Below are 26,906 nucleotides of genomic sequence, written 5' to 3' on the forward strand. Positions count from 1 at the left end.
GGGCCGGCGCTCTCCGCGAGCGCCGGCCCCTTCCGTCGTGTGCGTCAGCGGGTGCGGAAGGCCAGCACCACGTTGTGGCCGCCGAAGCCGAACGAGTTGTTCAGCGCCGCGATCCGGCCCTCGGGCAGCTTGCGGGCCTCGCCGCGCACGATGTCCGCGTCCACGTCGTCGTCCAGGTCGTCGACGTTGATGGTCGGCGGGGCGAGACGGTTGTGCAGGGCCAGCACGGTGGCGACGGTCTCGACACCGCCGGCGCCGCCCAGCAGGTGGCCGGTCATCGACTTGGTGGCCGAGATGGCGATGTGGTCGAGGTCGTCGCCGAGCTCCTTGCGGAGCGCCTTCAGCTCGGCGGTGTCGCCCTGCGGGGTCGAGGTGGCGTGCGCGTTGACGTGCACGATCTCGGCCTTGTCCAGCTGGTTGCGCTCGAACAGGTCGGCCAGCGCCCGGGCCACGCCGGCGCCGGTCGGCTCGGGCTGGGCGATGTGGTGGGCGTCCGAGGACAGGCCCTGGCCCACCGCCTCGCAGTAGATCCGGGCGCCGCGGGCCTCGGCGTGCTCGAGCGACTCCAGGACGATCACGCCGGCGCCCTCGCCCAGCACGAAGCCGTCGCGGGCCTTGTCGTACGGACGGGAGGCGCGCTCGGGGTCCTCGTTGTTCTTGGACATCGCCATCATGCTGGCGAACGCGGCGATCGGCAGCGGGTGGATCGCCGCCTCGGTGCCGCCGGCCACCACGACGTCGGCGCGACCGGTGCGGATCATCTCGATCGCGTAGCCGATCGCCTCGGCGCCGGAGGCGCAGGCGGAGACGGGGGTGTGCACACCCGCGCGGGCGCCGACCTCCAGGCCGACGTTGGCCGCCGGGGAGTTGGGCATCAGCATCGGGACGGTGTGCGGGGAGACCTTGCGGGCGCCCTTCTCCCGCAGGATGTCGTACTGGTCGAGCAGGGTGGTCACACCGCCGATGCCGGAGGCGATGACGGTGCCCAGACGCTCGGGGGTGAGCTTGGAGGACTCGTCGGTGGCGGGGGTCTCGTAGCCGGCGTCGGCCCAGGCCTCGCGGGCGGCGATCACGGCGAACTGGGCCGAGCGGTCCAGCTTGCGGGCCAGCGGGCGGGGCAGGATCTCGCCGGGCTCGACGGCGGTGCGCGCGGCGATCCGAACCGGCAGCTCCTCGGCCCACTCCTCGGTCAGGGCCGCCACACCGGACTTACCGGCGACCAGGTTCTCCCAGGTGCCGGCGGCGTCGGCGCCCAGCGGCGTGAAGGCGCCGATACCCGTGACGACCACGGTGCGGTTTTCAGCGGTCACTGGTTTCTTCTTCTCTCACGTGTGCGGGGGGTCGGCGGGAGCCGCGGATGGGCCCGGCCGGGCGCCCCGAGTGGGGCGTCCCGGCCGGCTGGTCGGCCCGGCTCGGTGAGCCGGGCCGACAGGTCAGCCGTCGGAGGCGGGTGAACCGCCGGACGGGCTGGCCGAGTCGAACGAGTCGATCGCTCAGGCGTTGGTGAGGATGTAGTCCACCGCGTCGCCGACGGTCTTCAGGTTCTTCACCTCGTCGTCCGGGATCTTGACGTCGAAGCGCTCCTCGGCGGCCACGACGACCTCGACCATGGACAGCGAGTCGACGTCCAGGTCATCGGTGAAGGACTTGTCGAGCGCGACATCCTCGGTCGGGATACCGGCGATCTCGTTGACGATCTCGGCGAGACCTTCCAGGACCTCGTCCTTGGTAGCCATACTGGCTGCTCCTCTTCAGTGTTGAACGTGTCCGACCGGCGGCCGGACACAGGCTTGTGAATCAGTGGGGCGAAACGCGCCTAGGGGAGCGTAACGACTGCCGCGGCGTACACGAGACCCGCCCCGAAGCCGATGATCAGCGCCAGGTCGCCGCTGTGGGCCTCGCCGGTCTCCAGCATGCGCTCCATCGCGAGCGGGATGGAGGCCGCGGAGGTGTTGCCGGTCTCCGCGATGTCACGGGCGACCGGCACCGACGCGGGCAGCTTGAGCGCCTTGATCATGGCGTCGGTGATCCGCATGTTGGCCTGGTGCGGGATGAACGCGCCGAGCTGGTCGGCGGTCACCCCGGCGGCGTCCAGCGCCTGCTGGGCGACCTTGGCCATCTCCCAGACCGCCCAGCGGAAGACCGGCTGGCCGTCCATCCGAAGGTACGGCCACGTGGTCTCCTCGCCCGGGCCGTTGACGGCCTCGGGCTTGGCGAAGGCGGTGTCCCAGGCCTGGGTCTGGGTGATGACGTCGGCCTGCGAGCCGTCCGAGCCCCAGATCAGCTTGCCGATGCCGGGAGTGTCGGACGGACCGACGATCGCGGCGCCGGCGCCGTCGCCGAAGATGAACGCGGTCGAGCGGTCCGACTTGTCGGTCAGGTCGCTGAGCCGCTCGACGCCGATCACCAGCACGTACTCGGCGTTGCCGCCGCGGATCATGCCGTCGGCCAGGCCCAGGCCGTAGCCGAAGCCGGCGCAGGCGGCCGAGATGTCGAAGGCCGGGGCCTTGCCGCAGCCGAGCCGCTCGGCGATCTCGGTGGCGATCGCGGGGGTCTGCTTGAGGTGCGAGACGGTCGCGACGATCACGCCGCCGACCTGCTCGGGGGAGATCCCGGCCTGGGCGATGGCCTTGCCGGCGGCCTGGATCGACATCTCGGCGACGGACTCGTCCGGGCCGGCCCAGCGGCGCTCGGCGATGCCGCTGCGGGTGCGGATCCACTCGTCGGAGGAGTCGATCCACTCCAGGACCTCGGCGTTGGGAATCACCCGGACCGGGCGGTAGCCGCCGACACCGAGGATGCGCGAGTACTGCGCACCGCTCGCCGGGCGGATCTGGGGCTTGGTCATGCGGTGATCTCCTGCTCCTGGCCGCCGTGCTCGGCGACGAGCTCACGGGCCTTGTCCAGGTCGGCGGGGGTCTTGAGGGCGAGCGTGGCCACACCCTTGAGGTTGCGCTTGAGCAGCGCGGTGAGGGTGCCCGCGGGGGACAGCTCGATCACGGCCGTCGCGCCCAGCTGCCCGAGGGTCTCCATGCAGAGGTCCCAGCGGACCGGGTTGGAGACCTGCGACACCAGGCGCGCGAGCACCTCCGTGCCGGAGTCCACGACCCCGCCGTCCTTGTTGGAGACGTAGCGCACCTGCGGGTCGGCCGCGGTCAGGGTCGGGGCCAGCTCGGCCAGCCGCTCGACGCCGGGGGCCATGTGCTCGGTGTGGAACGCGCCGGCCACCTTCAGGGCGATCAGCTTGGCGCCGGCCGGCGGGTCCGCCTTCAGCGCCTCCAGCTGGGCCAGCGTGCCGGCGGCGACGATCTGGCCGCCGCCGTTGTTGTTGGCAGCCGTCAGGCCGTGTTCGGCCAGCTTCGCGGCGACGACCTCCGGGTCGCCGCCGAGCACGGCGGTCATGCCGGTCTCGGTGACGGCGGCCGCCGCGGCCATGGCCCGGCCGCGCTCACGGACGAAGGTCAGCGCGTCGTGGGCGCTGAGCACCCCGGCGCCGGCGGCGGCGGTGATCTCACCGACGCTGTGGCCGGCCACGGCGCCGACCAGCTTGCGGGCGGCGTCCTCGTCCGGGAACAGCTCCCGGGCGGTCACCAGACCGGCGGCGACCAGCAGCGGCTGGGCGACGGCGGTGTCCTTGATCTCCTCGGCGGACGCCTCGGTGCCGACGTGCACCAGGTCGAGCCCGGCGACCTCCGACCAGCCACGCAGGCGGTCGGCGACACCGTCGAGCTCCAGCCAGGGGCTGAGGAAACCGGGGGACTGGGCACCCTGTCCAGGGGCGACGATTACGAGCACGGTTCAACCCTCTCTCGCCAGGCGCCCAGGGGCGGGTAGGCGACGGTAACGAAGAAAACCATCCGGGATTGTATGGTCCCTACACTCCGGCTCAGCCAGGCTCTCCGGCCGCGGTCAGCCGGCCGAGGGCCAGTGCGATCCGCAGGGTGAACGCCGAACGTACGTCGGAGGGGGCGTACCCCGTGACGTCGGTCACGCGTCGTAGCCGGTAGCGCACCGTGTTGGGGTGGACGAAGAGCATCCGGGCCGCGCCCTCCAGTGAGGAGGCCTGCTCCAGGTAGACGCTCAGCGTCTCCAACAGCGCCGAGCCCGCCTCGTCCAGCGGTGTGTAGATCTCCTCCACCAACTGGCGGCGCGCCGCCTGGTCGCCGGCCAGCGCCCGCTCGGGCAGCAGGTCGTCGGCCAGCACCGGGCGGGGGGCGTCCGGCCAGGCCGCGCAGGCCCGCAGACCGGCCGCGGCGGCGTGCGCCGAGCGGGTCGCCGAGAGCAGGTCGGGCACGGTCGGGCCGACCACCACCGGGCCCGGCGCGAACTGGCCGATCAGCGCCCGGGCGGCGTGCACCGGCTCCTTGTCGCCGCCGACCACGACCACCAGGCGCTTGCCCAGCACCCCGGTCAGGACGTGCAGCTTGGCGTACCGGGCGGCCCGGCGGATCGCCTCGACCACCAGCTCACTGTCGCCGTCCGGGGCGCTGCCCATCACCACCCGGACCTGGCTGGGCTGGCCCCAGCCGAGCGCCGCGGCGCGGGAGAGCACGCCCTCGTCGGCGTCGCCGGACAGCAGCGAGTTGACCACCAGGGCCTCCAGCCGGGCGTCCCAGGCGCCGCGCGCCTCGGCCGCCTGGGCGTACACCTGGGCGGTGGCGAAGGCAATCTCCCGGGCGTAGACCAGCACCGACTCGCGCATGTCCGCCTCGTCGCCGGGGGCGGCCACCTCCTCGATGGCCTCCTCCATCACCTCGATCGTGGTGCGGATCAGCTCGACGGTCTGGCGCAGGGTGATCGCCCTGGTCAGCTCGCGCGGGGCGGTGCCGAAGACGTCGGTGGAGATCGCCTGGGCGGCGTCGGGGTGGCGGTACCACTCGGTGAAGGCGGCGATGCCGGCCTGGGCGACCAGGCCGATCCAGGACCGGTGCTCCGGGGGCATCCGCCGGTACCAGCCGAGCTGGTCGTCCATCCGCGAGATCGCGGCGGTGGCCAGCTTGCCCGAGGACTTCTCCAGCCGCTTGAGCGTCGCCGCCCGGCGCTCGGCGCGCTCGGCGGCGTTTCTGCGCTCCTGCGCCGTCAGCCGGGGCGCCGAGCGCCCGGGACGGTCGCGGCCCGACCGGGGAGCCGGGCTCTTCCCGGTCGGTTCGGGTACGGGACTGGGTTCGCTCTTGGAGTTCGTGGAAGCGGCTGGCACAAGGACAAGACTGCCTCACGCGAGTGACTGCTCGTGCACACCCCCCGGCGGAGCGGCGCGGTGGCAAGAGTCACAGCCTCTACTGTGGGGGGCGTGACCGACGCCCCTGAACGCCCCCGCGCCGACCTGCGCCGCACCGCCGAGCGCTACCGCTCCACCCCGGCCGAGGGCATCGAGACCCGCCACGCGTTCTCCTTCTCCGGCCACTACGACCCGAAGAACACGCACTTCGGCGCGCTGCTCGCGTGCAACGAGGAACTCCTCGCCCCCGGAGCCGGGTTCGAGGAGCACAAGCACCGGGACACCGAGATCCTCACCTGGGTGCTGGAGGGGGCGCTCGCCCACCGGGACTCCCACGGCCACGACGGGGTGGTCCGCCCCGGGATGGTCCAGCACCTCAGCGCCGGCTCCGGAGTCACCCACACCGAGCGCAACGCCGGCGGCGCCACCGTCCCGGTCCGCTTCGTCCAGATGTGGCTCCAGCCGGACCGGTTCGACGCGCCCCCGGCGTACGGGCTGCGCAAGGTGGAACCCGCGGACGGCGGGTTGACGCTGCTCGCCTCCGGTCTGGAGCGCGACGCCGGGACGGACGCCCTGCGGCTGCGCCGCAGCGACGCCGCGCTCTGGCTGGCGACCGCCGGTCCGTGGCAGCCGCTGCCCGAACTGCCCGCGGCCCCCTGGCGGTACGCCCACCTCACGGCCGGCTCGCTGGGCTACCGGACCATCCCGGGGCCCAAGGGCGGCGGACGGTCGATGGTCCCGGGCGACAGCGTGCGGATCACCGGCGAGGCCTTCGCCGCCCCGACGGCGGGCGAGACCGGCGCGCAGCTCCTGCTGTGGGAGATGCACTCGCCGGTCTCGTACGGCTGAGGCTTACCGGAGTTCTTCGAGGACGGCGTCGGAGAAGGCGGGCCAGGCCTCGACCGCCCACGGGCCGAAGTCCCGGTCGGTGAGCGCGACGCAGGCCGCGCCCGCCTGCGGGTCGACCCACAGGAAGGTGCCGGACTGGCCGAAGTGGCCGAAGGTGGCGGGGGAGTTGGCGGTGCCGGTCCAGTGCGGGCTCTTGCCGTCGCGGATCTCGAAGCCGAGGCCCCAGTCGTTCGGACGGCGGTGGCCGTAGCCGGGCAGCACGCCGCCGGTGCCGGGGAAGGCGACCTCGCGGGTGGCCCGCAGGACGGTGGACGGGTCCAGCAGCTTGGGCGCCTGCAGCTCGGCGGCGAACCGGGCGAGGTCGGCGATGGTGGACAGGCCGCCGGCGCCGGCCGGGGACTTGTGCGCGGTGTTGATCAGGGTGTCGGCCATGCCCAGCGGCTCGAACACCGCCTCGGCGACGTAGCGGGAGAACTCGATCCCGGCGGCTTCGGACAGTGCCCGGGCCAGCGCGTCGAAGCCCGCGTTGGAGTAGAGCCGGCGGTTGCCGGGCTCGGCGAACACCCGGTCCTCGTCGAAGCCCAGGCCGGAGGTGTGCGCGAGCAGGTGGCGGACGGTCGCGCCGGGCGGGCCGGCCGGGTCGTCCAGCTCGAACACGCCCTCCTCGACCGCGACCAGGGCCGCGTACGAGGTGAGCAGCTTGGTCACCGACGCCAGCGGGAACAGCTGCTGCTGCGGCCCGTGCGCCCCCAGCACCGCGCCGTCCGCCCCCCGGACCACCGCCGCCGCGGCGTGGGGCACCGGCCAGTTGTCGATCAAACGCAAGCTCTCCATGGGTACCGACTGTAACGGGGGCCGGAGCGTGGTGGCGGGGGCACCCGGCTGTGGGGCCGGGCGGGCTTGCTTGGAGTGCACTCCAACTCGGTAGCGTCTTTCCCGTCGCACAGGACAGGGGGGAACGTTCGATGGCCACACCCGCACGGGTCGAGATCGACCTGCGCAGCTGTTCCGAGGTGTACAACCGCGCCCCGGGCGGAGATCCGGACCGGACCCCGCGGCACACCATCAGCGAGGTCGCCGTGGCGAGCGGGCTCACCGCCCACACCCTGCGCTGGTACGAGCGGATCGGCCTGCTGGACCCGGTCGACCGCGCGGCCGGCGGCCAGCGCCGCTACTGCGACGCCGACCTGCACCGGCTGGCCTTCCTGGGCCGGCTGCGACTGACCGGCATGTCCGTGGCGGACATGCTCAAGTACGTGGACATGGCCCGCCAGGGCGAGCAGACCTACGAGGGGCGGCGCCTGCTGCTGGAGGCCCAGCGCGAGGAGGTCCGGCAGAAGATCGTCGACCTCCAGGCCACCCTCGCCGTCCTCGACTACAAGATCGATCTCTACGCCGGGAAGGTCGCCGACACCGCCGGCGCCCCGGCCCAATGCCAGTACGACCGCGCAGAGGAAGAGCAGAGCGCATGACTCACCCCGTCCACCCCGTCCTTCCCACCGCCGAACTCGGCACCGGCGGCCCGCTGGTGGGTGTCCAGGGCCTCGGCTGCATGGGCATGAGCGAGTTCTACGGACCCACCGACACCGACGAGGCGCTCGCCACCCTGGACGCCGCGCTGGAGGCCGGCGTCACCCTGTTCGACACCGCCGACATGTACGGCTTCGGCCGCAACGAGGAGTTCGTCGGCCCCTTCGTCCGGGCCAACCGGGACAAGGTGGTGATCGCCACCAAGTTCGCCATCGAGCGCTCGGAGGACGACCCGACCCGGCGCGCCATCCGCAACGACCCCGCGTACATCAAGGCCGCCGTCGACGCCTCGCTGCGCCGCCTCGGCGTGGACGAGATCGACCTCTACTACATGCACCGCCGCGACCCGGCCGTGCCGCTGGCCGAGTCGGTCGGCGCCATGGGCGAGCTGGTCGCGGCGGGCAAGGTGCGCCACCTGGGCCTGTCCGAGGTGACCGGGGCCGAGCTGCGCGAGGCGCACGCCGTCCATCCGATCGCCGCGCTGCAGTCCGAGTGGTCGGTGTTCGCCCGCGACGTCGAGCGTTCGGCGGTGCCGGCCGCTGCCGAGCTGGGCGTGGCCTTCGTGCCGTACTCGCCGCTCGGGCGCGGCTTCCTGACCGGTGCCTTCCAGGACGCCGGGAAGCTCTCCGAGACCGACTTCCGGCGCACCCACCCGCGCTACACCGGCGACAACGCGACCGCCAACGCCGAACTGCTCGCTCCGCTGCGGGAGATCGCGCAGGCGCACGGCGTGACGCTCGCCCAGGTGGCGCTGGCCTGGGTGCACCAGCGGTCCGAGGTGCACGGGCTGACCGTCGTGCCGATCCCGGGCACCCGCAAGCGCAGCCGCCTCGCCGAGAACACCGCGGCGGCGACGCTGCGGCTCACGGCGGAGGAGCTGGCGCTGCTGGAGCCGGTGGCCGGCCGGGTGTCAGGGGACCGCTACGCGGACATGAGCTTCACCTCGGTCGGACGGGAGTAGCCCGGAGCGGAACAGCCGGGCGGGCCCGGGGAGTCGGCGACCCCCCGGGCTCTCCGTCAGACCTCGCGGCCCAGCCAGGCGGCCAGCCGGGCGTGGACGTCGGCGTCCTCGGCGACCGGCCGGACGGCGCCGAACGGGACACCCTCGACGCGGGCCTCGGGCGGCAGGACGGCCTGGGCGATGCCCAGCGCGGTCCGCGCCAGCGTCTCGTCCAGCGCGAAGCCGTTGCCGAGGCTGGTGGCGATGTCCCAGGTGTGGGTCACCGCCTCCATCACGTAGCCGCCGACCACGGCGCCGCCGGGCACCTCGCCCCAGGGCGCGACGGTCGGGCGGCCGAGCTTGGCGTCGTCCGCCCAGGCGGCGGCGGCCCGGGCGCGGGCCCGGCCCAGCGCGGCCGGCCAGCCGTCGTCCGACGGGTCCTCGATGGCGGCCACGATGTCCTCGAAGCGGCCGCCCTCGCCCATGTACGCCAGACGGTGGACGCCGCCGACCACGTGGTTCAGCAGCTGCCGCAGCGTGAACTCGCTGCACGGGGTGGGCCGGTCGAGGTCCGCCGGGGTGATCGTGGCGAACAGCTTCTCCAGCTGGTCGAGGGCGAGCAGGTACTGCGGGCGGGCGTCCTGGACGGCGTTCATGTGCGGTCAACTCCCCGTGGTGGGTCGGGCTTTCGGGCTCGGAACGCAATCTCCCAGTAAAACCTGACAAGTGCCGTCAGGATTACTGGGATTCTTGGACCATGAAGGCCGACCGCCTGCTCTCGATCCTCCTGCTGCTCCAGACCCGCGGCCGGGTGTCCGCCACCGAACTCGCCGAGCGGCTGGAGGTGTCCGTGCGCACCATCTACCGCGACGTGGAGTCGCTCTCCGCGGCCGGAGTGCCGGTGTTCACCGAACGCGGGCGGCACGGCGGCATCGGTCTGCTGCCCGGCTACCGGACCGACGTCACCGGTCTGACCGCGGACGAGGCCCGGGCGCTGTTCGTGCTCTCCGCCCAGGGCGCGCACAGCGACCTCGGACTGGACGGCGCGCTCGGCTCGGCGCTGCGCAAGGTGATGGCGGCGCTGCCGGCCCCGCACCGCCCGGCCGCCGAGCGGATCAGCGAGCGGATCCTGGTCGACCCGGCCCGCTGGATGCACCACGGCGGCTCGCCCGCCGCCGCGCCGGGCCCGGACCTGGGCGAGCTGCAGTACGCGGTCTTCGCCGACCGGCGGCTGCGGCTGCGCTACCGGCACAGTGGTACGCCCGCGCCGGTGGAGTACACCGTCGACCCGTACGGGCTGGTGAGCAAGGCCGCGGTCTGGTACCTGGTGGCCGATCTGCACGGCGAGCCGCGGCTGTTCCGGGCCGACCGGGTGCTGGCCGCCGGGACCACCGAGGAGGCGGTGCGCCGTAGGCCCGGCCTGGGGCTCGGCGAGGTCTGGGCGGTGCTGCGCGAGCAGGTGGAGCGGCTGCCGGTGGAGCTGCCGGTACGGGTGCGGGTCCGGCGCGGGCGGCTGGACATGTTCCTGCGCATCCACGGCGGCCGGGTCACCGCGCCGCCGCCGGAGGCGGGCGTCGGGCCGGCCGAGGAGTGGGTGGAGGTGGCGATGGCCTTCCCGGCCCCGGCGGCGGTCCGGTCGCTGCTGGCCTTCGGGGCGGACGTCGAGGTGCTGGCCCCGCCGGCCGCCCGGCGCGAGCTGGCCCGGGCGGCGGCGGACGCCCTCCGGCTCTACCAGGACCAGCCTTCCTAGCCGTGTGGCGACTAGGAGTTGGGCGTCGCCCGGACCACGCCCTGGTAGTGGCCGAGCGAGATCGCCGCGAAGTTGTGCAGGCTGTCGGTGCCGTCGGTGAAGTAGCCGTTGTGGCCGACCGCGCGGGCCGAGGAGATCTGCTCGGCGCCGAAGCCGTCGCCGGTCGGGTCGGCGCCGTGGCCGAGCTTGCCGACCTCCAGGAACGGGACGTTGCCGATCCAGTCGCTGGGGTTGCGGGCGGCCCAGACGTGCACACCGGCGCCCAGTTCGGCGGTGCTCTGCACGCCCATGCCGGGGCTGCCGAACACCATCATGTCGGTGATGCCCGAGGTGTCGGACGGCGAGGAGGCCGCGCGCGGGATCTTCGGGGCGGCGGTCCCGCAGACCACCGAGCCGTACGAGTGGCAGAGCAGCGACGGGGGCGCGTCCGGGCGGGTGGTCTCCTTGAGTCCGGCGAGCAGCCGCTCCAGCCGGGGCGCGGCGACGTCGGCGAGCCGGGAGGTGGCCGCGTCCGGGCCGAGGCCGGAGGGGGTGACGTAGCCGGTCCAGGAGACCACGGCGGTACGGGTGCCGGGGGCCTGGCGCTTCTGCTCGGCGTAGAGGGCGCGGGCCATGCCGGCCGGGGAGCGCAGCGGCTCGGCGGTCTGGTCGAAGTGTCCGAGGTCGGCGTCCGAGCCGGGCACCAGGACGGAGATCCGCTCGGCGTCGGCGAGGTCGCCCCACACCTCGGTGACCAGGCCGCGGCCGCGCGGGTCGAAGGCCAGGACCTGCCGGCCGGGGGCGAGCAGGTGCTCGGTGTCGTTGGCGCGGGAGACGGCCAGTGCGCGGGTGTCGGAGTCGAGCTCGCGGTCCTCGGCGCGGGCCCTGGCCTTGTCGCGCTCGACGGCGAGGGCGATCCGGTTGGCGCGGTAGCGCAGGTCCAGCGGGGCGCCGTCGTAGTTGCCGACGACCAGCGGGTACGCCTGGATCAGCCGGTCCAGCTCGGTGGGCGCCAGCGAGGCGAAGAACTCGGCGGCGGCGGCCGGGGTGGTGGTGGCCGGGTCGGGCAGCGGTCGGCCGAAGGAGTGGTCCTGGACCCAGGCGGAGCTGCCGGCCGGGGGCGTGGAGATCGCCAGCTGCTCGGAGGAGACAGCGGCCGCGGCCGCGGAGGCGCCGGCGTCGGCGAGTACGGCGCAACCCGCGAACGCCCCGACCAGTACCCGCTTCCAGCGTCGACGGTTGCGCACCGCACCAACTCCCTTGGGGCCCGTCACCGTTTCTCGGGCGGTGCCCGGAGGGTGCGATCTGAACTGCTGACTTCCCTGCGCAAGCCTAGGGGGCCCGAAGGGATGGCGGACACGCCCAAACTGTGGGATGGATCACATGAACCGGGGGGTGTCCTCGCGGCGTCTCCCGGAGGTGCGGCGGCAGCCCGTACGGCCGTTCGCTCAGGCGTCGAACTCCCGTACCAGCCGCTTCGGTGCCGTCCGCCGCCAGGCCTCGGTGACCAGGTCGCGCAGTTCCTCCCGGTCCACCAGGTCCAGCCGGACGCTCACCCAGCCGTGCCGCCCGACGTAGGGGGCGGAGGAGAAGACCTCGGGCTCGGCGGCGAGCAGTTCGGCCTGGTCCTCGGGGGAGGCCTTGACGGTGACCCGGTCGCCGTCGGGCGCGCCCATCGCGAAGATCCGGCCGCGGACCCGCAGCGTCTCGATCTCCCAGGTCGGCTCCTGGGCGGCCTCCGGCAGGGCCAGCGCCATCGTGCGGAACTCGTCGAACGTCATCGCCATGACGGCAGGCTAGAGCAGGGCACTGACAACGCGGCCCCGGCGCGCGTGATGGCGCACCGGGGGCGCGTGGCCCGTCCGGGGGCCCGGTCAGGCGGTCCCGGTCAGGACAGCGAGGACCAGGCGTCGCAGGAGCGGTCGGCGGCGACCAGCCGGTCCGGGTGGCCGCTGCCGTCGGAGATCGAGATCCGGCGGTAGTTCTGGCCGCTGAACACCCAGTACTCGCTGTTCCCGCCGACCCGCTGGCAGTCCGGGACGGGCAGGAAGCAGTCCACCCGGCCCAGGCCGTTCAGGGAGGTCCACTGGGAGAGTTCGCGGTCGGTGCGCTCGCGGATGTCGGTGTGCGAGGAGCCGTCGGCGATCGAGATCAGCCGGTACTGCTGGCGGCCGCCGGTGGTGTGGAAGCACCAGTACCAGCTCTTGCCGCCGACCCGCTGCTGGTCCGGGACGGGCAGCCAGCAGTCCACCTGGCCGATGCCGCTGAGCGAGCCCCAGTAGGTGAGGTCGCGGTCGGAGCGTTCGAGGGCCGTGGTGTACCGGCCGCCGCTGCAGGTGACGGAGACCAGCCGGTACTGCTGGCGGCCGCCGGTGCTGTGGAAGCACCAGTACCAGCTCTTGCCGGCCGGGTCCTGCTGGTCCGGTACGGGCAGGAAGCAGTCGACCCGGCCGATGCCCTGCAGGCAGGACCAGCCGGTCAGCCAGGTGTCGTCCTCGACCTTGCGGTCGGTGTGGGCGGAGCCGTCGGCGATCGAGATCAGCCGGCAGCGGTCGCCGTGGAACGCCCAGTACTGGCTCTGCCCGCCCTTGCGGTACTGGTCCGGGACGCCGACGAACTCGTCGCACGGGTACGCCTTCACCGGCTGCGGCCTGGGCTGCGTCGTGCCGCCGCCGCCCGGCACCGTGGTGGTGCCCTGCCCGCCGCCGCCCGGCCGGGTGGTGGTGCCGCCCACCGGGGTGAGCCGGCCCTCGCAGAGCCCCCGCAGGATGCTCAGCGAGGGCATGAAGGCGTACACCGAGCCGGTGGTCTGGACGAACTGCTGGAAGCTCACCGGGGTGTGCCTGATCAGGCCGCCCTCGTCGCGGCTCTCGAAGTCGACGTCCGGAGCCTCCTGGGTGACCGGGTCCTTGCCGGGGACCGGCCGGGGGTTGGCGTGCCCCGGCGGGACGGTCCCGCCGCTGTCGCGGTTCGGCGGGAAGTTCGGCTGGTCCATCCAGTCGGCCTGGATGAACTCGAACTGCCGCTGGATGTCGGCCTGGTAACAGATGAACAGCAGGCCGCGCGGGTCGTCGGGGCCGCCCGGACCCTCGGAGGCCGGGTCGAACGGGGCGCCGTACGGGGTGCCGCGGCGCATGATCCGCCGGCCGTCGAGGACCCCGGCGTCGAGCGCCGGTTTGTCCGGGCTCTCCTGCAGGCCGGCCCGCGGGCTGGTCTTGCGCAGGTGCGACCAGAGCGGGGTGACCAGGCCCTCCAGGTCGTCCCGGAAGTCGAAGTCGTTGTCGGAGGCGGCGCCCGGGTTGTTCGGGACGTCGTTGAACTGGTGCTTGCAGACCGGGGCGCCGGAGCGCCAGCGGCCGACCATCCGGGCGGCCAGCCACTCGGTGGTGGCGGTGTCCGGGACGGCCTTGGCCTGCTTGAGCTCCCTGAGCTTGATCGCGACCTGCGACCACCAGCCGGGGACGTCCTGGGCGAGCCGGCGGACCACCTGGAAGGAGCCGTTGCGGGCCCACTCGGGGTACTGGCTCGGTGGGCCGCTGAACGGGTCGTTCGGCAGGCCGCAGACGAACTCGCCGGCCGGGATGAGCCGGGTGCCCGGGTGGCCCTCCTGTTCCTCCGGCTTGGCCGGGTCGGGTCGGTCGAAGCCCCTGATGCCGGGCTCGCTGATGCCGTCCTTGAAGCCGAAGTGCTCCTTGCCGCGGCGGCTGCCCAGCAGGGTCTGGGCGTTCTGCTGGTAGACCACCAGGACCCGGCACTCGGCGGCGGCGATCCGCTGGGCGTCGACGGCCGACTGCAGATCCCGCTCGGTGTCGGCGGAGATCTTCAGCAGGGCGTGGACGGGCTGGTTCTTCCCGTTGCCGAACAGCCAGTTCTCCGGGGAGTTGTCGCCGGTGTCGCCGAGGGCCCCGGCCCGCTTGGCCGAGCCCTCCTTGAAGGCCTCCAGGCCGCCGCCGACCGGCGGCGCGGTCGGGAACGGGTCGGTCGTGGAGAGCATCCGCAGGCCCTCGTAGGTGAAGCTGACGCCGAGCCAGGTGGCGGTCAGCGACTTGGGGTCGTCGCCGCCGGCGGCCTTCCTGGCCTCGCTGAACGCCTCGTTGAACGCGGCGACCTCGCGGGTGGTGGAGATCTGCGGGGTCAGCTTGCGGAGCCAGTCGCGGGCCCGGGCGGCGTCCTCGAACTTGAGGAACAGGACACTGACGTTGTCCTTCTTGAACCCGGCGAGGATGTCGCCCTGGATCTCCTCGCTTTCGCGGAGGTTCAGTTCCGTGGTCATGGGTGGGAAGTCCTTTCGTGCTGCGGGATCAGGCCGAGGAACCGAGTTGGACCCACTGCGCGACGCTGGGCACGCCCTGGTCGCTGAGCAGGAAGAGCATGTACCAGCCGGGCGGGGCGGCCTTGGCGTCCGGCGGGGCCTGGAGCTGCATCCGGTTGCCGGCCCGGCTGACGAGCCTCAGCTCGATGTGCCGCTGGCTGGTGTTGACCGAGTGGGTGGAGGTGGTCGGGGACAGCAGGACGGCCTTGGCGGCCAGGCCCGGGGTGGTGCTGGTGACGGTGAAGGTCTTGTCGTAGCCGACCGGCGTGGTGGGCGCGTTGGCCAGCGCCGGCCGGTCGCCCTGGTGCAGGTACGACGGCTCGTAGATCTCGATGGTGCCGTTCATCGTGGTCGGGCCGGTGGTGCCGGGGATGCCGCCCACCGTGCCGTTGATGTCCGTGTTGTTGGCCATCTGCTGGAGCTCGTCGCCGGTCACCATGACGCGTCCGTCGGGCAGCACCACCGCGTTGGAGTGGTAGCCGCGCGGCAGCCGCTGGACCGGGCCGAGCTTCCAGTTGCCCTGGTCGTCGCGGAGCTCGATCTGGCGGTACTTGAGGTCCGCGTTGGGGTTGTACGGGCCGTTGCCGTAGTCGCGGATGTCGTAGGCGCCGTTGACGGTCATCAGCTTGCCGTCGGGCAGCAGGATGGTGTCGTCCTGGGTGCGGCCGAAGGCGCGGGACTTCTCGGCGGTCCAACTGCCGTTGGAGAAGCGCAGGGTGCTCGGGTTGTCCCGGTCGCCGCCGAGGATCAGCGCGGAGTCCGGGCCGTTGACGCCGCTCGGCAGCATCACGGCGGAGCCGTAGTTGCGCTTGCGGCCGTCAGGACGGGCGGTGAGGTCGCTGCGGGTCTCGGCGACGGGGTCGAACTTCCACTGCTCGCCGGCCGTGCGGCCGAAGCCGTAGACGTTGCCGTCGTTGAGCGAGAACAGGTGCGGGTAGTCGGTGCTGAACGGGGCGTCCGCCCTGAACCGCTCCAGCGGGGTGTTGGCGGGTACGTCGGTCTTCCTCACCGGCACCGGGAACTTCTTGGCGGGGAAACGCTCGACCACCGGGGTGGGCGTGCCGTAACCGAGTTCGGACTGCCCGGACATGATCAGCTGGCGGCCGTCGGCGCCGGTCACCACCGAGGGGTACCAGCGGCCGACCGACATGTCGGGGTTGCGGGTCCAGGTCTCGGTCCACGGGTCGAAGATCAGCGAGAGCTTGGCGCCGGTGCCGCCGTTGCCGCCCAGGTTGCCGCCGAACACGCCGAGCATGCCGTTGGGCAGGAAGGAGTGGCCCGAGCAGAAGAACGGGACCGGGCGGGGCTCGCCCAGGCCGTCCGGCATGTCCGCGACCGGCGGCGTGACCTGCTTGAACGCGTCCGGTCCGTTGCCCTTGGCCGGATCCCAGAGGAAGGCCCGGCCGGCGTTCTCCTTGCCGGTGGTCTGGGTGGGGGCGGGCTCCTTCTCCGGGTTGGTCTCGATCCGCTCGAAGGAGAACAGCAGCACCTTGCCGGTCGGCAGCAGCGCGACGTGGTCGCCGAAGTCGGGGGAGGGGAAGTACTCCTTGAACGCGCCGAAGACCGCCGGGTCGAAGGCCTTGTTGTGATCGGCCTGGGAGGCCGTCAGCGCGTTGTACCGGTTGGTGCGGGTGGTCTGCGGGTAGTCGCCGATGCCGCGGATGGCGGCGCGCATCCGGGCGTGCTCCTCGGCGTGCTCCTGGCCGAGCGCCGCGACCTCGTCCTCCCGCAGTTCGGCCATCACCCGGGGGGAGTCGACGTGCGGGGTGAGGTCGTCCGGACCGGGGCCGTGGGCGAGGGCCGGGGCGGCGGTGCCCAGCAGGCTGCCGGCGGTCACCGCGAGGACCACGGCGGTGCCCGACAGCCGTCGGCGGGCCGGGCGACGCGGCTGCGGGCGTGGTGGGGACAGGGACATGGGTCTCCTCGGGAGCGGGGTGTGCGAAGGGAGGGGGTGGCGAATGCGGACGGACGGGCCGTGGGCGGGCGCGGTCCTGCGGTGGTCGCCGACGGTGACAGGAGATCACGCCACGTGGTGGTTCGCATGCCGGTGTATTTCCCTCGGCTCCCCTCGGCGGAGCGTCACACCACGCCCAGCGCATACGCCGCGAACAGCGCCGCCGCGGCCCCCGCCGCCGCTTTCCCGGCCCGGGAGAAGGCCGTCCACGGCCCGTCGAAGCGCCGGGTGAACCACCCGATCGCCCCCAGTGCGGCTCCGAACAGCGGAAGCAGCGCCAGCCGGGCGGCCACCCAGCCGAGCGAGTCCGGCGCGGTGGTCAGCCCCGGGACGGCGCCCAGCCCGGCCGCGCCGGGCACCGCCACCGCGAGCATCGCGCTCTGGTGCCAGCAGAAGATCGTCATCGCCGACAGGTTGACCACCACCACCGGCAGCCACAGCAGCGGACGGCGGGCCAGCAGCCGGCCCAGCCGCTCCCGCAGCAGCACCGCGGCGCCGCACTGGAACGCCGCCAGGGCGAGCACCAGCAGGGACGGCGGGTGCGAGTTGGTGCGCTCGGCCCCGGGCACGCCGACCATGCTGGCCGGGTAGTGGAACACCAGCAGCAGCACGGCGAACAGCGCGCCGCCGCCGGACAGCAGCACCCGGGCGGTCGGACGGCCGAGCCGGCCCTGGGCCCAGAGCACCCCCAGCTGGTAGCCGAACAGCCAGCCCGGCAGGATGTTCAGCAGCGCGATCCAGGACGGCACCGCCTGCGCCCACGGCCCGTACCGCAGCAGGTCGACGGCCGCGACCGACACCACCGCCAGCCCCGCCGACCAGCCGCCCAGTCGGCGCCCGGCGGCCACGCAGAGCGGGGTGAGCGCGGTCAGCCCCAGGTAGACCCCGATGTACCAGAGCGGCTGCACCACCAGCGTCGCGCCGGTGCGAACGGTGTCCGACGGGACGCCGAGCGCGGGCAGCAGCGGCAGCAGCAGCGCCCAGACGGCCGTGACCCCGAGCACCGGGCGCAGCAGCCGGACCGTACGGGCCCGCAGCCAGCCGCCGGCCGACTCGCCCCGGGCGCGGGCGCGTTCCAGCGAGCGGACCGAGGAGTGCCCGCCGACCAGGAAGAACACCCCGAGCATCTGGAGCGCCCAGCTGATCGGGGCGAAGAAGCCGAGGGAGGACAGCGGGCTGGCGTTGTGCAGCGAGCCGTCGGGGTCGCGGGTGAAGCCGCCGAGCATCCAGTGCCCGACCGGGACGGCGAGCAGGGCGAGGGCGCGCAGCCCGTCCAGGGCGCGGTCGCGGGTGGCGGGGGTCCTGGCGTCGACCTGCCGGGCGGTGCGGCGCAGGGCGGCGAGGGGGTGGGCCATGGTGGTGCTCCTTCCGGTGTGGGCGGTCAGGCCCGGCCGAGGGCGATGGCGGCGTAGGCGGCGAGGGAGGCGGTGCCGGGGGCGAAGTAGCCGGTGTGGCCGTGGGATCCGGTGGCGGGCAGCGGGCGGGCGCCGAAGCCGGGGGCGGTCGGGTCGGCGCCGTGGCCGAGGCCGAGCAGCCGGACGTTGGGCACGTCGCCGATCCAGTCGGAGCCGTTGCGGGCGGTGGCCCAGAGCGGGACGCCCGGGTCGAGGTCGGCGGCCGAGTCGACGCCCATGCCGGGGGAGCCGAGCACCACCACGCCGGAGGCCCGGGCCGGGGTGGGGCGGGCCAGGCCGCAGACCACCGAGCCGTAGCTGTGGCAGAACACGGTGGCCGGGGCCTGCGGGCGGGTGGTGGCGGCGAGTCCGTCGAGCAGCCGGGTGAGGCGGGCGGCGCCGGCCCGGGCGAGGTCCTCGGTGGCGGCGTCCAGGCCGAGGCCGACCGGGGTGGTGTAGCCGGCCCAGGCGATCACGGCGGTCTGCCGGCCGGTGGCCTCGTGGAGGGCGCGCGCCATGCCGGCGGGGGTGCCGTACGGGTCGCTCGCGCGGTCGAAGCGGAGCAGGTCGATGTCCGAGCCGGGGACGACCACGGCGGTGCGGGCGGCGCCGGCGAGGTCGCCGTACACCTCGGCGACCTGGCCGCGGCCCCGCGGGTCGAAGGCGAGGACCTGCCGTCCGCCGTCCAGCAGGGTGCGGTAGCGCTCGGCGCGGGCGGCGGCGGCCGCGTGGTCCTGCGGGGTGCGGGCGGGGTCGGCGACCAGGGCGAGTTCGCGGGTGCGCTCGGCGGCGAGGGCCAGGGCGTTGGCGCGGTAGCGGAGCCCGACCGGGGCGCCGTCCAGGTTGCCGACCACCAGCGGGTGCCGGGTGGCCAGCGCGTCCTGCTGGGGCGCGGTCAACCCGGCGAAGAACGCGGCGACTCGGGCCGGGTCGGTGGTGGCGGGGTCGGGCAGTCGCAGGCCGAGCGCGGTGTCGGCCGTCCAGGCGGCGCTGCCGGGCGGCGGGCCGGTGACGGGGGTCTGGGTGTCGGCGGCCCAGCCGCCCACGCCGAGCACCGCGGCCAGTGCCAGCGCGGCGGCGGCGAGCGCCCGCCCGGTCCGGAATCTGCGCATGTCCCTGCTCTCCTCGTCCGTTCGGCTTGCGACGAAGAGGAAGGTAGGAACAGGACGGCCCCGCGGACGTCACACCGCGGGGCCAACTCCCTTGTGCTACCGGGGTATCAGGAGGATTTCCGGCTGCCGGGCCGGGGGCCGGCCGGGTGGGGACAACCCCCCTACCGGCCGGGGGTCACCAGACCCGACTCGTAGGCGAGCACCACCGCCTGGGCGCGGTCGCGCAGGTCGAGCTTGGCGAGGATGCGCCCGATGTGGGTCTTGACGGTCTGTTCGGCGAGCACCAGCTGCGTGGCTATCTCCTGGTTGGACAGGCCGCGGGCGATCAGCACCAGCACCTCGGTCTCCCGCGGGGTCAGGCCGTTGAGCCGCACCTTGGGGTCGTGGCGCCTGGGCGGGCGGGTCCGGGCGAAGTCCTCGATCAGCCGACGGGTCACCGAGGGGGCGAGCAGTGCCTCGCCCGCCGCGACCACCCGGACCGCGGCGATCAGGTCGGCGGGCGGGGCGTCCTTGAGCAGGAAGCCGCTGGCCCCGGCGCGCAGCGCCTCGTACACGTAGTCGTCCACGTCGAAGGTGGTCAGCATCAGCACCTTGGGCCGGTGCGCGCCCGGCACGGCGGGGTCGAGCAGCCGCCGGGCCGCCTCCAGCCCGTCCATCACGGGCATCCGGACGTCCATCAGCACCACGTCCGGGTGGGTGCGGCCGACGACCTCCAGGGCCTGGGCGCCGTCCGCCGCGTCCCCCACCACGTCGATGTCGCTCTGGGCGTTGAGCAGGGCGGCGAAGCCCGCGCGCACCATGGCCTGGTCGTCGACGATGATCACGCGGATGGTCATGCGGTGGGCTCCCGAAGGGTGTCGAGGGTGTCGAAGGGCAGGACGGCGGCCACCTTGAAGCCGCCGTCCGGCAGCGGGCCGGTGTCCAGCCTGCCATCGACCAGCCGGACGCGTTCGCGCATTCCGACCAGGCCCTGCCCGGTGCCCTCGACCGAGGCCTCCAGCGACTCGGTGCGCTGCTCCGGGGGCGCGTTGACCACGGTCACCCGCAGCTCCGGCCCGTCCGAGGAGAGCGAGACCCAGGTCCGCGCGCCGGGGGCGTGCCGCACCACGTTGGCGAGCGCCTCCTGGACGATCCGGTAGGCGGAGAGGCCGACGGCCTGCGGCACCGCCTCCACCAGCCCCGACTCCACCGTCAGCTCGGCCGGCACCCCGGCGCGCCCCACCGTCTCGACCAGCTGGGCGAGTTGGTCGACCCCGGGCTGCGGGGCCTTCTCCCCGCCGGACTCCTCGCTGCGCAGCACGCCCAGCAGCCGGCGCATCTCGGCGAGCGACTCGCGCGCGGTGCCGGCGATCGCGGCGAACTCCTCGGCGGCGTCGGCGGGTACGTCGGGGATCCGGTACGGCGCGCTGGCGGCCTGCACCGCGATCACCGACATGTGGTGGGCCACCACGTCGTGCAACTCCCGTGCGATCCGGGCGCGTTCCTCCAGCAGCGTGCGCCGTTCGCGCTCGACCTCGCTGATGTGCTCCTGCTCGGTGAGCAGCCGGCGCGCCTCGGCGCGTTCCCGCAGGGCTCCGCCGAGCACCAGGACGGCGCCGGTCAGGGCGGTCGCGAGGATCGCGTTGTCCCCGGTGTAGTGGGAGCCCAGCCCGGCGAGCGACAGGGCGGTCCCGGAAGCCGCGGTGGCCAGCCAGACCGCGACCAGGGTGCGCCTCGGCTCGCGGAGGGAGAGCGGGACCATCAGGAACAGGTAGCCGACCAGCCCGGTGGGTATCCACGGCCAGGGGCCGCCGGTCCCACTCCCGGTGGTCATGGCCAGCAGCGCGGCCAGCAGGTCGGTGCCGCCGATCATCCACCAGGCGGCCAGCGGCCGGCTCACCGCGAGCAGCAGCGGCGCGGTCTGCGTGACGGCGAGGGCGGCGGCGAGCCCCCCGCCGATCCCGTAGTCGTCGGCCATCACGTTGATCCCGCTGGGCAGCAGCGAGGCGATCGCGGCCACCGCGAGGACGTACGGGAGGTGGCGGAGCCACGGGCGGGAGGACTGGGCCAGCAGCGGGGTGTGGTCGGCGGACGGACGGACGAGCGTGCCGAGCAGGGCGCGTACCGTGCCGAGGGGGCCGGGCCGGGCGGACGAGTCGATCATCCGGCCAGACTAGGGGCGCGGCGGCGGCCCGGCGTCCGACCCGGGGCCGGGATCAGGGGTCGTACCCGGGTATGACGCCGGGGCGTTCAGGCTGTTCGGCCCCGGCCGTTCAGGCGCTGTCCGTTCCGCCCGGGGTGCGCCAGTGGCCGGTCAGGGCCGGGCCGAGCTGGTCGAAGTGGCGCTCGATCAGGGCGATCATGCCCTCCGGTCCCTCGGGTTCGCGGTCGGCCGTCCAGGAGAGGTGGGCCGCGCGCAGCACGCTGCCGAAGACGGCGGCGAGCACGGTGGGGCGCAGGTCCTCGCGCGGATCGAGCCCCTCGCGCTCGGCGAGCACCCGGACCACGATCCGCTCCTGCTCGGTGACCCGGCGCAGGTGGGCGGCAAGCAGGGTGGGGGCCTCCTCGATCATCCGCATGAGCTCGAGCGCGCTGGTGATCGAGCCGGGGCCGGAGGCGTCGGCGTTCCCGAGGTCGCGCCAGGCCTTGACGATCGAGGCGCGCAGGGCCTGGAGCGGGGTCTCCTCGGCCGGGCGGTGGCGCAGGCACTCGATGAAGTAGTCCTCCGCCTCGGCCATCACGGCGAGCGCGACCTCGTCCTTGTTGGCGAAGTAGCGGAAGAAGGTGCGCTGGGAGACGTCGACGGCGGAGGCGATCTCGTCGACGGTGGTCCGGGCGAAGCCCTGGCTGAGGAAGAGCATGTGGGCGGCCTGGACCAGGGCGTACCGGGTCTGCTGCTTCTTGCGCTCACGCAGCCCGGGTGTCCGTCCGAGGTCCTCCGGGGTGCCGGCGGGGCGGGGGGTGTGAGCGGCCATGGCGGGGGCCTTCCGGAGTGCGGGTGTGGCGGGTGGGAGCTCAACCTTAGCGTTGTGACAAATGTCAGTAATGGCCAGAAGTCACTGTTTGCCGAATGTCAGCACCTGACATAATCTGCCGCGAGTGGCGCCCGTCGGGCCGGGGCACCTGTGGGGACGGGTGGGCCGGGGCGCCACGGCCACGTTGCGAACGAACCACGCCCCCGGAGGGCCCAGATGAGCCAGTCCGTCGTCAAGAACTCCGAGGCGGACGCCCCGCCGCCGCTCGGCCCGCCGTCCGGGGGAGGCCTCAAGGGGCACCCCTGGCTGACCCTGCTGACCGTCGCGGTCGGCGTCATGATGGTCGCGCTGGACGGCACGATCGTCGCCATCGCCAACCCGGTGATCCAGGAGAAGCTGAACGCGGCGCCCTCCGAGATCCAATGGGTCACCAGCGGCTACCTGCTCGCCCTGGCGGTCTTCCTGATCACCGCCGGCAAGATCGGCGACCGGTTCGGCCACAAGAGCACCTTCCTGGTCGGCGCGGTCGGCTTCGCCGCCACCTCGGCCGCGATCGGCTTCGCGGGCAACATCCAGACCGTGATCGCCTTCCGGGTGCTGCAGGGCCTGTTCGGCGCTCTGCTGCAGCCGGCCGCGCTCGGCCTGCTGCGCGGGGCCTTCCCGGCCGAGAAGCTCAACATGGCGATCGGCATCTGGGGCGGCGTGATCGGCGCCTCCACCGCGGCCGGCCCGATCGTCGGCGGCCTGCTGGTCGAGCACGTCAGCTGGGAGTCGGTGTTCTTCATCAACATCCCGGTGGGCCTGATCGCGCTGGCACTCGGCCTGTGGATCCTCAAGGACGTCCGGGCCGAGAACGCCGCCAAGTCCTTCGACGTGCCCGGCATCGTGCTGCTGTCGGCCGGGATGTTCGCGCTGGTCTTCGGCATCATCAAGGCCCCCGAGTGGGGCTGGGGCGACCCGCGGACGCTGCTGTTCCTGGGCGGCGCGGTGGTGCTGATGGTGCTCTTCGCGCTCTGGCAGGGCAAGGCGCGCGAGCCGCTGATCCCGCTCAGCCTGTTCCGCTCGGTGCCGCTGTCGGCGGGCGTGCTGCTGATGGTGCTGATGGCCTTCGCGTTCTTCGGCGCGATCTTCTTCGTGACCTTCTACCTGCAGAACGTGCACGGGATGAAGCCGGTCGAGGCGGGCGTCCACCTGCTGCCGATGACCGGCATGATGATCGTCGGCTCGCCGGTCGCCGGCATCGCGATCGGCAAGCTCGGCCCGCGGATCCCGATCGTGGCGGGCATGCTGATCACCACCACCGCGATGTTCGGCATGTCTACCCTGGACACCGGCTCCGGCACCGGCGTGATATCGCTCTGGTTCGTCCTGATGGGCCTCGGCATCAGCCCGGTCATGGTCGGTGCCACCGAGGTGATCGTCGGCAACGCCCCGCTGGAGCTGTCCGGCGTGGCCGGCGGCCTGCAGCAGTCCGCGATGCAGGTCGGCGGCAGCCTCGGCACCGCGGTGCTGGGCGCGCTGATGGCCGCCAAGGTCGGCGACGTGCTGCCCGGCAACTGGGCGAAGGCCGGCCTGCCGCCGGTCCAGGGCGCCGACGCCGAGGGCCTCAAGCAGGCCGCCCAGCTCGGCATCGCCCCGCCGGCCCCGCCCGGCACCCCGCAGCAGGCGGTGGACGCGATGGCCGGCGCCGTCCACGAGTCCTTCGTCAGCGGCATGTCGCTGGCCTTCGCGGTCGCCTCCGTGGTGGCCTTCGCCGCCGCCGTGCTCGGCCTGCTGACCCGTCGCGGCGCCACCGACGCGGGCCCGGCCGTGCACATCTGACCCAGGCCGGCGCCCGCACGCCACGGCCCCGGACTCGGCGGAGTCCGGGGCCGTCGTGGTCTCGCGCGCGGATCGGGCGCGGATCGGGCGCGGGTGCGGGCGGCCCGCGGGACGGTCCGCGCCTCGGTGCGGGCGGCCCGCGACCGGAACGCCGAAGGGCCGGACCCCCGAGGGGAGTCCGGCCCTTCAGTGCCTGGCAGCGCCCGGCAGCGCCTGGTAGTGCCTAGCCGGTGATCAGGCCTCGCCGCCGGCGGAGCCCGGGTCGGCCGCGGCCACGTCCAGCAGCTGGTAGCGGTCGATCGCGTCCTTCAGCGCCGAGCGGTCGATCTTGCCCTGCTTGGCGAGCTCGGTGAGCACCGCCAGGACGACCGACTGCGCGTCGATGTGGAAGAAGCGACGGGCCGCGCCACGGGTGTCGGCGAAGCCGAAGCCGTCGGCGCCCAGCGACTGGTACTGGCCCGGCACCCAGCGGGCGATCTGGTCCGGCACCGCGCGCATCCAGTCGGACACCGCGACGAACGGGCCCTCGGCGCCCTGGAGCTTCTGGGTGACGTACGGCACGCGCTGCTGCTCCTCGGGGTGCAGCAGGTTGAACTCCTCGGACTCCACCGCGTCGCGGCGCAGCTCGTTCCAGGAGGTCGCGGACCAGACGTCGGCCTTGACGTTCCACTCCTCGGCGAGGATGCGCTGGGCCTCCAGGGCCCACGGCACGGCCACGCCGGAGGCGAGGATCTGGGCCGGGATCTGGCCGGCGGTGCCCGGCGCGTACTTGTGCAGACCCTTGAGGATGCCCTCGACGTCCACGTTCTCGGGCTCGGCCGGCATCTTGATCGGCTCGTTGTACACGGTGAGGTAGTAGAAGACGTCCTCGCCGTTCGGGTGCTCGGCGCTGGAGCCGTACATCCGGCGCAGACCGTCCTGGACGATGTGCGCGATCTCGAAGCCGTACGCCGGGTCGTACGCGACGACGCCCGGGTTGGTCGAGGCCAGCAGGTGCGAGTGGCCGTCGGCGTGCTGCAGGCCCTCACCGGTCAGGGTGGTGCGGCCGGCGGTGGCGCCGAGCACGAAGCCGCGGGCCAGCTGGTCGGCCATCTGCCAGAACTGGTCGCCGGTGCGCTGGAACCCGAACATCGAGTAGAAGACGTACACCGGGATCAGCGGCTCGCCGTGGGTGGCGTAGGCCGAGCCGGCGGCGATCAGCGAGGCGGTGCAGCCCGCCTCGGAGATGCCGTCGTGCAGCATCTGGCCGGTCGGGGACTCCTTGTAGGCGAGGAGGAGGTCCCGGTCGACCGACTCGTAGGTCTGGCCGAGCGGGTTGTAGATCTTCGCCGACGGGAAGAGCGAGTCCATGCCGAAGGTGCGGTACTCGTCCGGCGCGATCGGCACGAAGCGGTTGCCGATGCCCTTGTCCCGCATGAGGTCCTTGAGCAGCCGGACGAACGCCATGGTGGTGGCGATGGTCTGGTTGCCGGAACCCTTCTTGACCGCCTTGTACGCGTCGTCGCCGGGCAGTTCCAGCTTGCGCGGGCGGACCTTGCGGGTCGGCACGTAGCCGCCGAGCTCCTGCCGGCGGTCGTGCATGTACTGGATCTCCTCCGAGTTGCGGCCCGGGTGGTAGTAGGGCGGGTAGCCCTCCTCGAGCTGCTTGTCGGTGATCGGCAGGTGCAGCCGGTCGCGGAAGCGCTTCAGGTCCTCGACCGTCAGCTTCTTCATCTGGTGGGTGGCGTTGCGGCCCTCGAAGTTGGGGCCCAGCGTCCAGCCCTTGACCGTCTGGGCCAGGATGACCGTCGGCTGGCCCTTGTGCTCGCGGGCGGCCTTGAACGCGGCGTAGATCTTCTTGTGGTCGTGGCCGCCGCGACCCAGGTGCTGGATCTGCTGGTCGGTCATGGACTCGACCATCTTGCGCAGGCGCAGGTCGGAGCCGAAGAAGTGCTCGCGGATGTACTCGCCGGACTCGGTGGCGTAGGTCTGGAACTGGCCGTCCACCGTGGTGTTCAGCTTGTTGACCAGCACGCCGTCGCGGTCCTGCGCGAGCAGCGGGTCCCAGCTGCGGTCCCAGATGAGCTTGATCACGTTCCAGCCGGCGCCCCGGAACTGGGACTCCAGCTCCTGGATGATCTTGCCGTTGCCGCGGACCGGGCCGTCGAGGCGCTGCAGGTTGCAGTTGACCACGAAGGTCAGGTTGTCCAGGCCCTCGCGGGCGGCCAGGGAGAGCTGGCCGAGCGACTCGGGCTCGTCCATCTCGCCGTCGCCGAGGAAGGCGTACACGTGCGAGTCGGAGGTGTCCTTGATGCCGCGGTGCTCCAGGTAGCGGTTCATCCGGGCCTGGTAGATCGCGCCGAGCGGGCCGAGGCCCATCGAGACGGTCGGGAACTCCCAGAAGTCCGGCATCAGCCGCGGGTGCGGGTAGCTGGACAGGCCGTACGGAGCCTTCGACTTCTCCTGGCGGAACGCGTCGAGCTGCTGCTCGGTGAGTCGGTCCAGCAGGAATGCGCGGGCGTAGATGCCGGGGGAGGCGTGGCCCTGGAAGAAGATCTGGTCGCCGGACTCGCCCTCGGCGTCCTTGCCGCGGAAGAAGTAGTTGAAGCCGACGTCGTAGAGCGACGCGGAGGAGGCGAAGGTGGCGATGTGGCCACCGACGCCGATGCCCGGGCGCTGCGCCCGGGAGACCATGACGGCCGCGTTCCATCGCGTCGCGTTGAGGATCTTGCGCTCGATCTCCTCGTTGCCGGGGAAGAACGGCTCGTCCTTGGTGGCGATGGTGTTGACGTAGTCCGTGCTGCGCATCTCGGGCACGGCGACACGCTTCTCGCGGGCGCGCTCGATCAGCCGCAGCATCAGGTAGCGGGCACGCTCACGCCCCCGCTCGTCGATGGCCGCATCGAGCGACTCCAGCCATTCCGCGGTCTCCTCGGGATCGAAGTCCGGGACCTGACTCGGAAGGCCGCCAATGATGATCGGGTTGCGATCGGATCCGGAAGCCACGCTGTTCCTTCACTGTCGGTCGAAACTGAGGTGTGTCGCGCCGCCTCCATCGTGCTACCGCGCTCGGAGATCCGTCATCTCTACCGATCGGTAACCGTTCCGCCTGGT

22 protein-coding genes are annotated in these 26,906 nt (G+C 73.1%); 5 read left to right on the top strand and 17 right to left on the bottom strand.

From position 1 onward, the window contains the following. Positions 1 to 44: 44 nt before the first annotated feature. From fabF to ACZ3TI_RS05265, 5 genes are all read right to left on the bottom strand, one after another. Complete coding sequence (fabF, locus tag ACZ3TI_RS05245) at positions 45 to 1,310, bottom strand: beta-ketoacyl-ACP synthase II (RefSeq protein ID WP_465723560.1); 1,266 nt, start codon at positions 1,308 to 1,310, stop codon at positions 45 to 47. 183 nt (positions 1,311 to 1,493) lie between these two features. After that, on the bottom strand, positions 1,494 to 1,736 hold the full coding sequence (locus ACZ3TI_RS05250) for an acyl carrier protein (protein WP_189918130.1): 243 nt from the start codon (positions 1,734 to 1,736) through the stop codon (positions 1,494 to 1,496). A gap of 80 nt (positions 1,737 to 1,816) precedes the next feature. Beyond that, positions 1,817 to 2,848 (bottom strand): beta-ketoacyl-ACP synthase III, encoded by a 1,032-nt coding sequence (locus ACZ3TI_RS05255; RefSeq protein WP_465723562.1) that lies wholly within the window; start codon positions 2,846 to 2,848, stop codon positions 1,817 to 1,819. Then, entirely contained in the window at positions 2,845 to 3,795 is a 951-nt protein-coding gene (locus ACZ3TI_RS05260) for an ACP S-malonyltransferase (RefSeq protein WP_465723564.1), read from the bottom strand. Before ACZ3TI_RS05260 ends, ACZ3TI_RS05255 begins: the two co-directional genes overlap by 4 nt. A gap of 91 nt (positions 3,796 to 3,886) precedes the next feature. Next, positions 3,887 to 5,083, bottom strand: a complete 1,197-nt coding sequence (locus ACZ3TI_RS05265) for a PucR family transcriptional regulator (RefSeq protein ID WP_465724223.1) — start codon at positions 5,081 to 5,083, stop codon at positions 3,887 to 3,889. Between the two features lie 207 nt (positions 5,084 to 5,290). Between ACZ3TI_RS05265 and ACZ3TI_RS05270 the strand changes: the two genes are divergently transcribed. After that, the gene (locus ACZ3TI_RS05270) at positions 5,291 to 6,067 is read left to right on the top strand and encodes a pirin family protein (RefSeq protein ID WP_465723566.1); all 777 of its coding nucleotides are present in this window, start codon (positions 5,291 to 5,293) and stop codon (positions 6,065 to 6,067) included. A 3-nt stretch (positions 6,068 to 6,070) separates the two neighbouring features. Here ACZ3TI_RS05270 and ACZ3TI_RS05275 read toward each other — a convergent pair whose 3' ends face one another. Beyond that, entirely contained in the window at positions 6,071 to 6,901 is an 831-nt protein-coding gene (locus ACZ3TI_RS05275) for a serine hydrolase domain-containing protein (protein WP_465723568.1), read from the bottom strand. A gap of 131 nt (positions 6,902 to 7,032) precedes the next feature. On the opposite strand from ACZ3TI_RS05275, the gene ACZ3TI_RS05280 reads away from it, so the two are divergent. Beyond that, positions 7,033 to 7,539, top strand: a complete 507-nt coding sequence (locus ACZ3TI_RS05280; RefSeq protein WP_465723570.1) for a MerR family transcriptional regulator — start codon at positions 7,033 to 7,035, stop codon at positions 7,537 to 7,539. Beyond that, on the top strand, positions 7,536 to 8,558 hold the full coding sequence (locus ACZ3TI_RS05285) for an aldo/keto reductase (protein ID WP_465723572.1): 1,023 nt from the start codon (positions 7,536 to 7,538) through the stop codon (positions 8,556 to 8,558). Before ACZ3TI_RS05280 ends, ACZ3TI_RS05285 begins: the two co-directional genes overlap by 4 nt. Positions 8,559 to 8,614: 56 nt before the next feature. Here the strand turns inward: ACZ3TI_RS05285 and ACZ3TI_RS05290 are convergent, their stop codons facing one another. Then, positions 8,615 to 9,193 carry a TIGR03086 family metal-binding protein gene (locus ACZ3TI_RS05290; RefSeq protein WP_465723574.1) on the bottom strand — a complete coding sequence of 193 codons (579 nt, stop codon included), beginning with the start codon at positions 9,191 to 9,193 and terminating at the stop codon, positions 8,615 to 8,617. Between the two features lie 101 nt (positions 9,194 to 9,294). Here ACZ3TI_RS05290 and ACZ3TI_RS05295 point away from each other — a divergent pair, with 101 nt between their 5' ends. Beyond that, a complete protein-coding gene (locus ACZ3TI_RS05295) occupies positions 9,295 to 10,287 on the top strand; it encodes a helix-turn-helix transcriptional regulator (protein ID WP_465723576.1) in 993 nt (330 codons plus the stop codon). An 11-nt stretch (positions 10,288 to 10,298) separates the two neighbouring features. On the opposite strand, the gene ACZ3TI_RS05300 is transcribed toward ACZ3TI_RS05295, so the two are convergent. From ACZ3TI_RS05300 to ACZ3TI_RS05340, 9 genes are all read right to left on the bottom strand, one after another. After that, positions 10,299 to 11,513: an alpha/beta hydrolase gene (locus ACZ3TI_RS05300; RefSeq protein WP_465723578.1), complete on the bottom strand. Its 1,215-nt coding sequence runs from the start codon at positions 11,511 to 11,513 to the stop codon at positions 10,299 to 10,301. A gap of 201 nt (positions 11,514 to 11,714) precedes the next feature. Further along, positions 11,715 to 12,053, bottom strand: coding sequence for an MmcQ/YjbR family DNA-binding protein (locus ACZ3TI_RS05305; protein ID WP_465723580.1), 339 nt, complete (start codon positions 12,051 to 12,053; stop codon positions 11,715 to 11,717). 101 nt (positions 12,054 to 12,154) lie between these two features. Next, positions 12,155 to 14,539, bottom strand: a complete 2,385-nt coding sequence (locus ACZ3TI_RS05310; protein ID WP_465723582.1) for a Dyp-type peroxidase — start codon at positions 14,537 to 14,539, stop codon at positions 12,155 to 12,157. Between the two features lie 28 nt (positions 14,540 to 14,567). After that, positions 14,568 to 16,493 (bottom strand): galactose oxidase-like domain-containing protein, encoded by a 1,926-nt coding sequence (locus ACZ3TI_RS05315; RefSeq protein ID WP_465723584.1) that lies wholly within the window; start codon positions 16,491 to 16,493, stop codon positions 14,568 to 14,570. A 164-nt stretch (positions 16,494 to 16,657) separates the two neighbouring features. Then, entirely contained in the window at positions 16,658 to 17,887 is a 1,230-nt protein-coding gene (locus tag ACZ3TI_RS05320) for an acyltransferase family protein (protein WP_465723586.1), read from the bottom strand. A gap of 26 nt (positions 17,888 to 17,913) precedes the next feature. Next, on the bottom strand, positions 17,914 to 19,038 hold the full coding sequence (locus ACZ3TI_RS05325) for an alpha/beta hydrolase (protein ID WP_465723588.1): 1,125 nt from the start codon (positions 19,036 to 19,038) through the stop codon (positions 17,914 to 17,916). A 161-nt stretch (positions 19,039 to 19,199) separates the two neighbouring features. After that, positions 19,200 to 19,874 (bottom strand): response regulator, encoded by a 675-nt coding sequence (locus ACZ3TI_RS05330; protein WP_465723590.1) that lies wholly within the window; start codon positions 19,872 to 19,874, stop codon positions 19,200 to 19,202. Then, complete coding sequence (locus tag ACZ3TI_RS05335) at positions 19,871 to 21,181, bottom strand: sensor histidine kinase (RefSeq protein ID WP_465723592.1); 1,311 nt, start codon at positions 21,179 to 21,181, stop codon at positions 19,871 to 19,873. The genes ACZ3TI_RS05330 and ACZ3TI_RS05335 overlap by 4 nt, the downstream gene beginning before the upstream one ends. A gap of 109 nt (positions 21,182 to 21,290) precedes the next feature. Then, positions 21,291 to 21,992 carry a TetR/AcrR family transcriptional regulator gene (locus ACZ3TI_RS05340; protein ID WP_465723594.1) on the bottom strand — a complete coding sequence of 234 codons (702 nt, stop codon included), beginning with the start codon at positions 21,990 to 21,992 and terminating at the stop codon, positions 21,291 to 21,293. Positions 21,993 to 22,208: 216 nt separating this feature from the next. On the opposite strand from ACZ3TI_RS05340, the gene ACZ3TI_RS05345 reads away from it, so the two are divergent. Continuing rightward, positions 22,209 to 23,813, top strand: a complete 1,605-nt coding sequence (locus ACZ3TI_RS05345) for an MFS transporter (protein ID WP_465723596.1) — start codon at positions 22,209 to 22,211, stop codon at positions 23,811 to 23,813. Between the two features lie 234 nt (positions 23,814 to 24,047). Here the strand turns inward: ACZ3TI_RS05345 and aceE are convergent, their stop codons facing one another. Continuing rightward, positions 24,048 to 26,798, bottom strand: coding sequence for a pyruvate dehydrogenase (acetyl-transferring), homodimeric type (gene aceE / locus ACZ3TI_RS05350; protein WP_465723598.1), 2,751 nt, complete (start codon positions 26,796 to 26,798; stop codon positions 24,048 to 24,050). Positions 26,799 to 26,906 lie beyond the last annotated feature (108 nt).

This window comes from Kitasatospora sp. NPDC023120 (genome assembly GCF_055560835.1).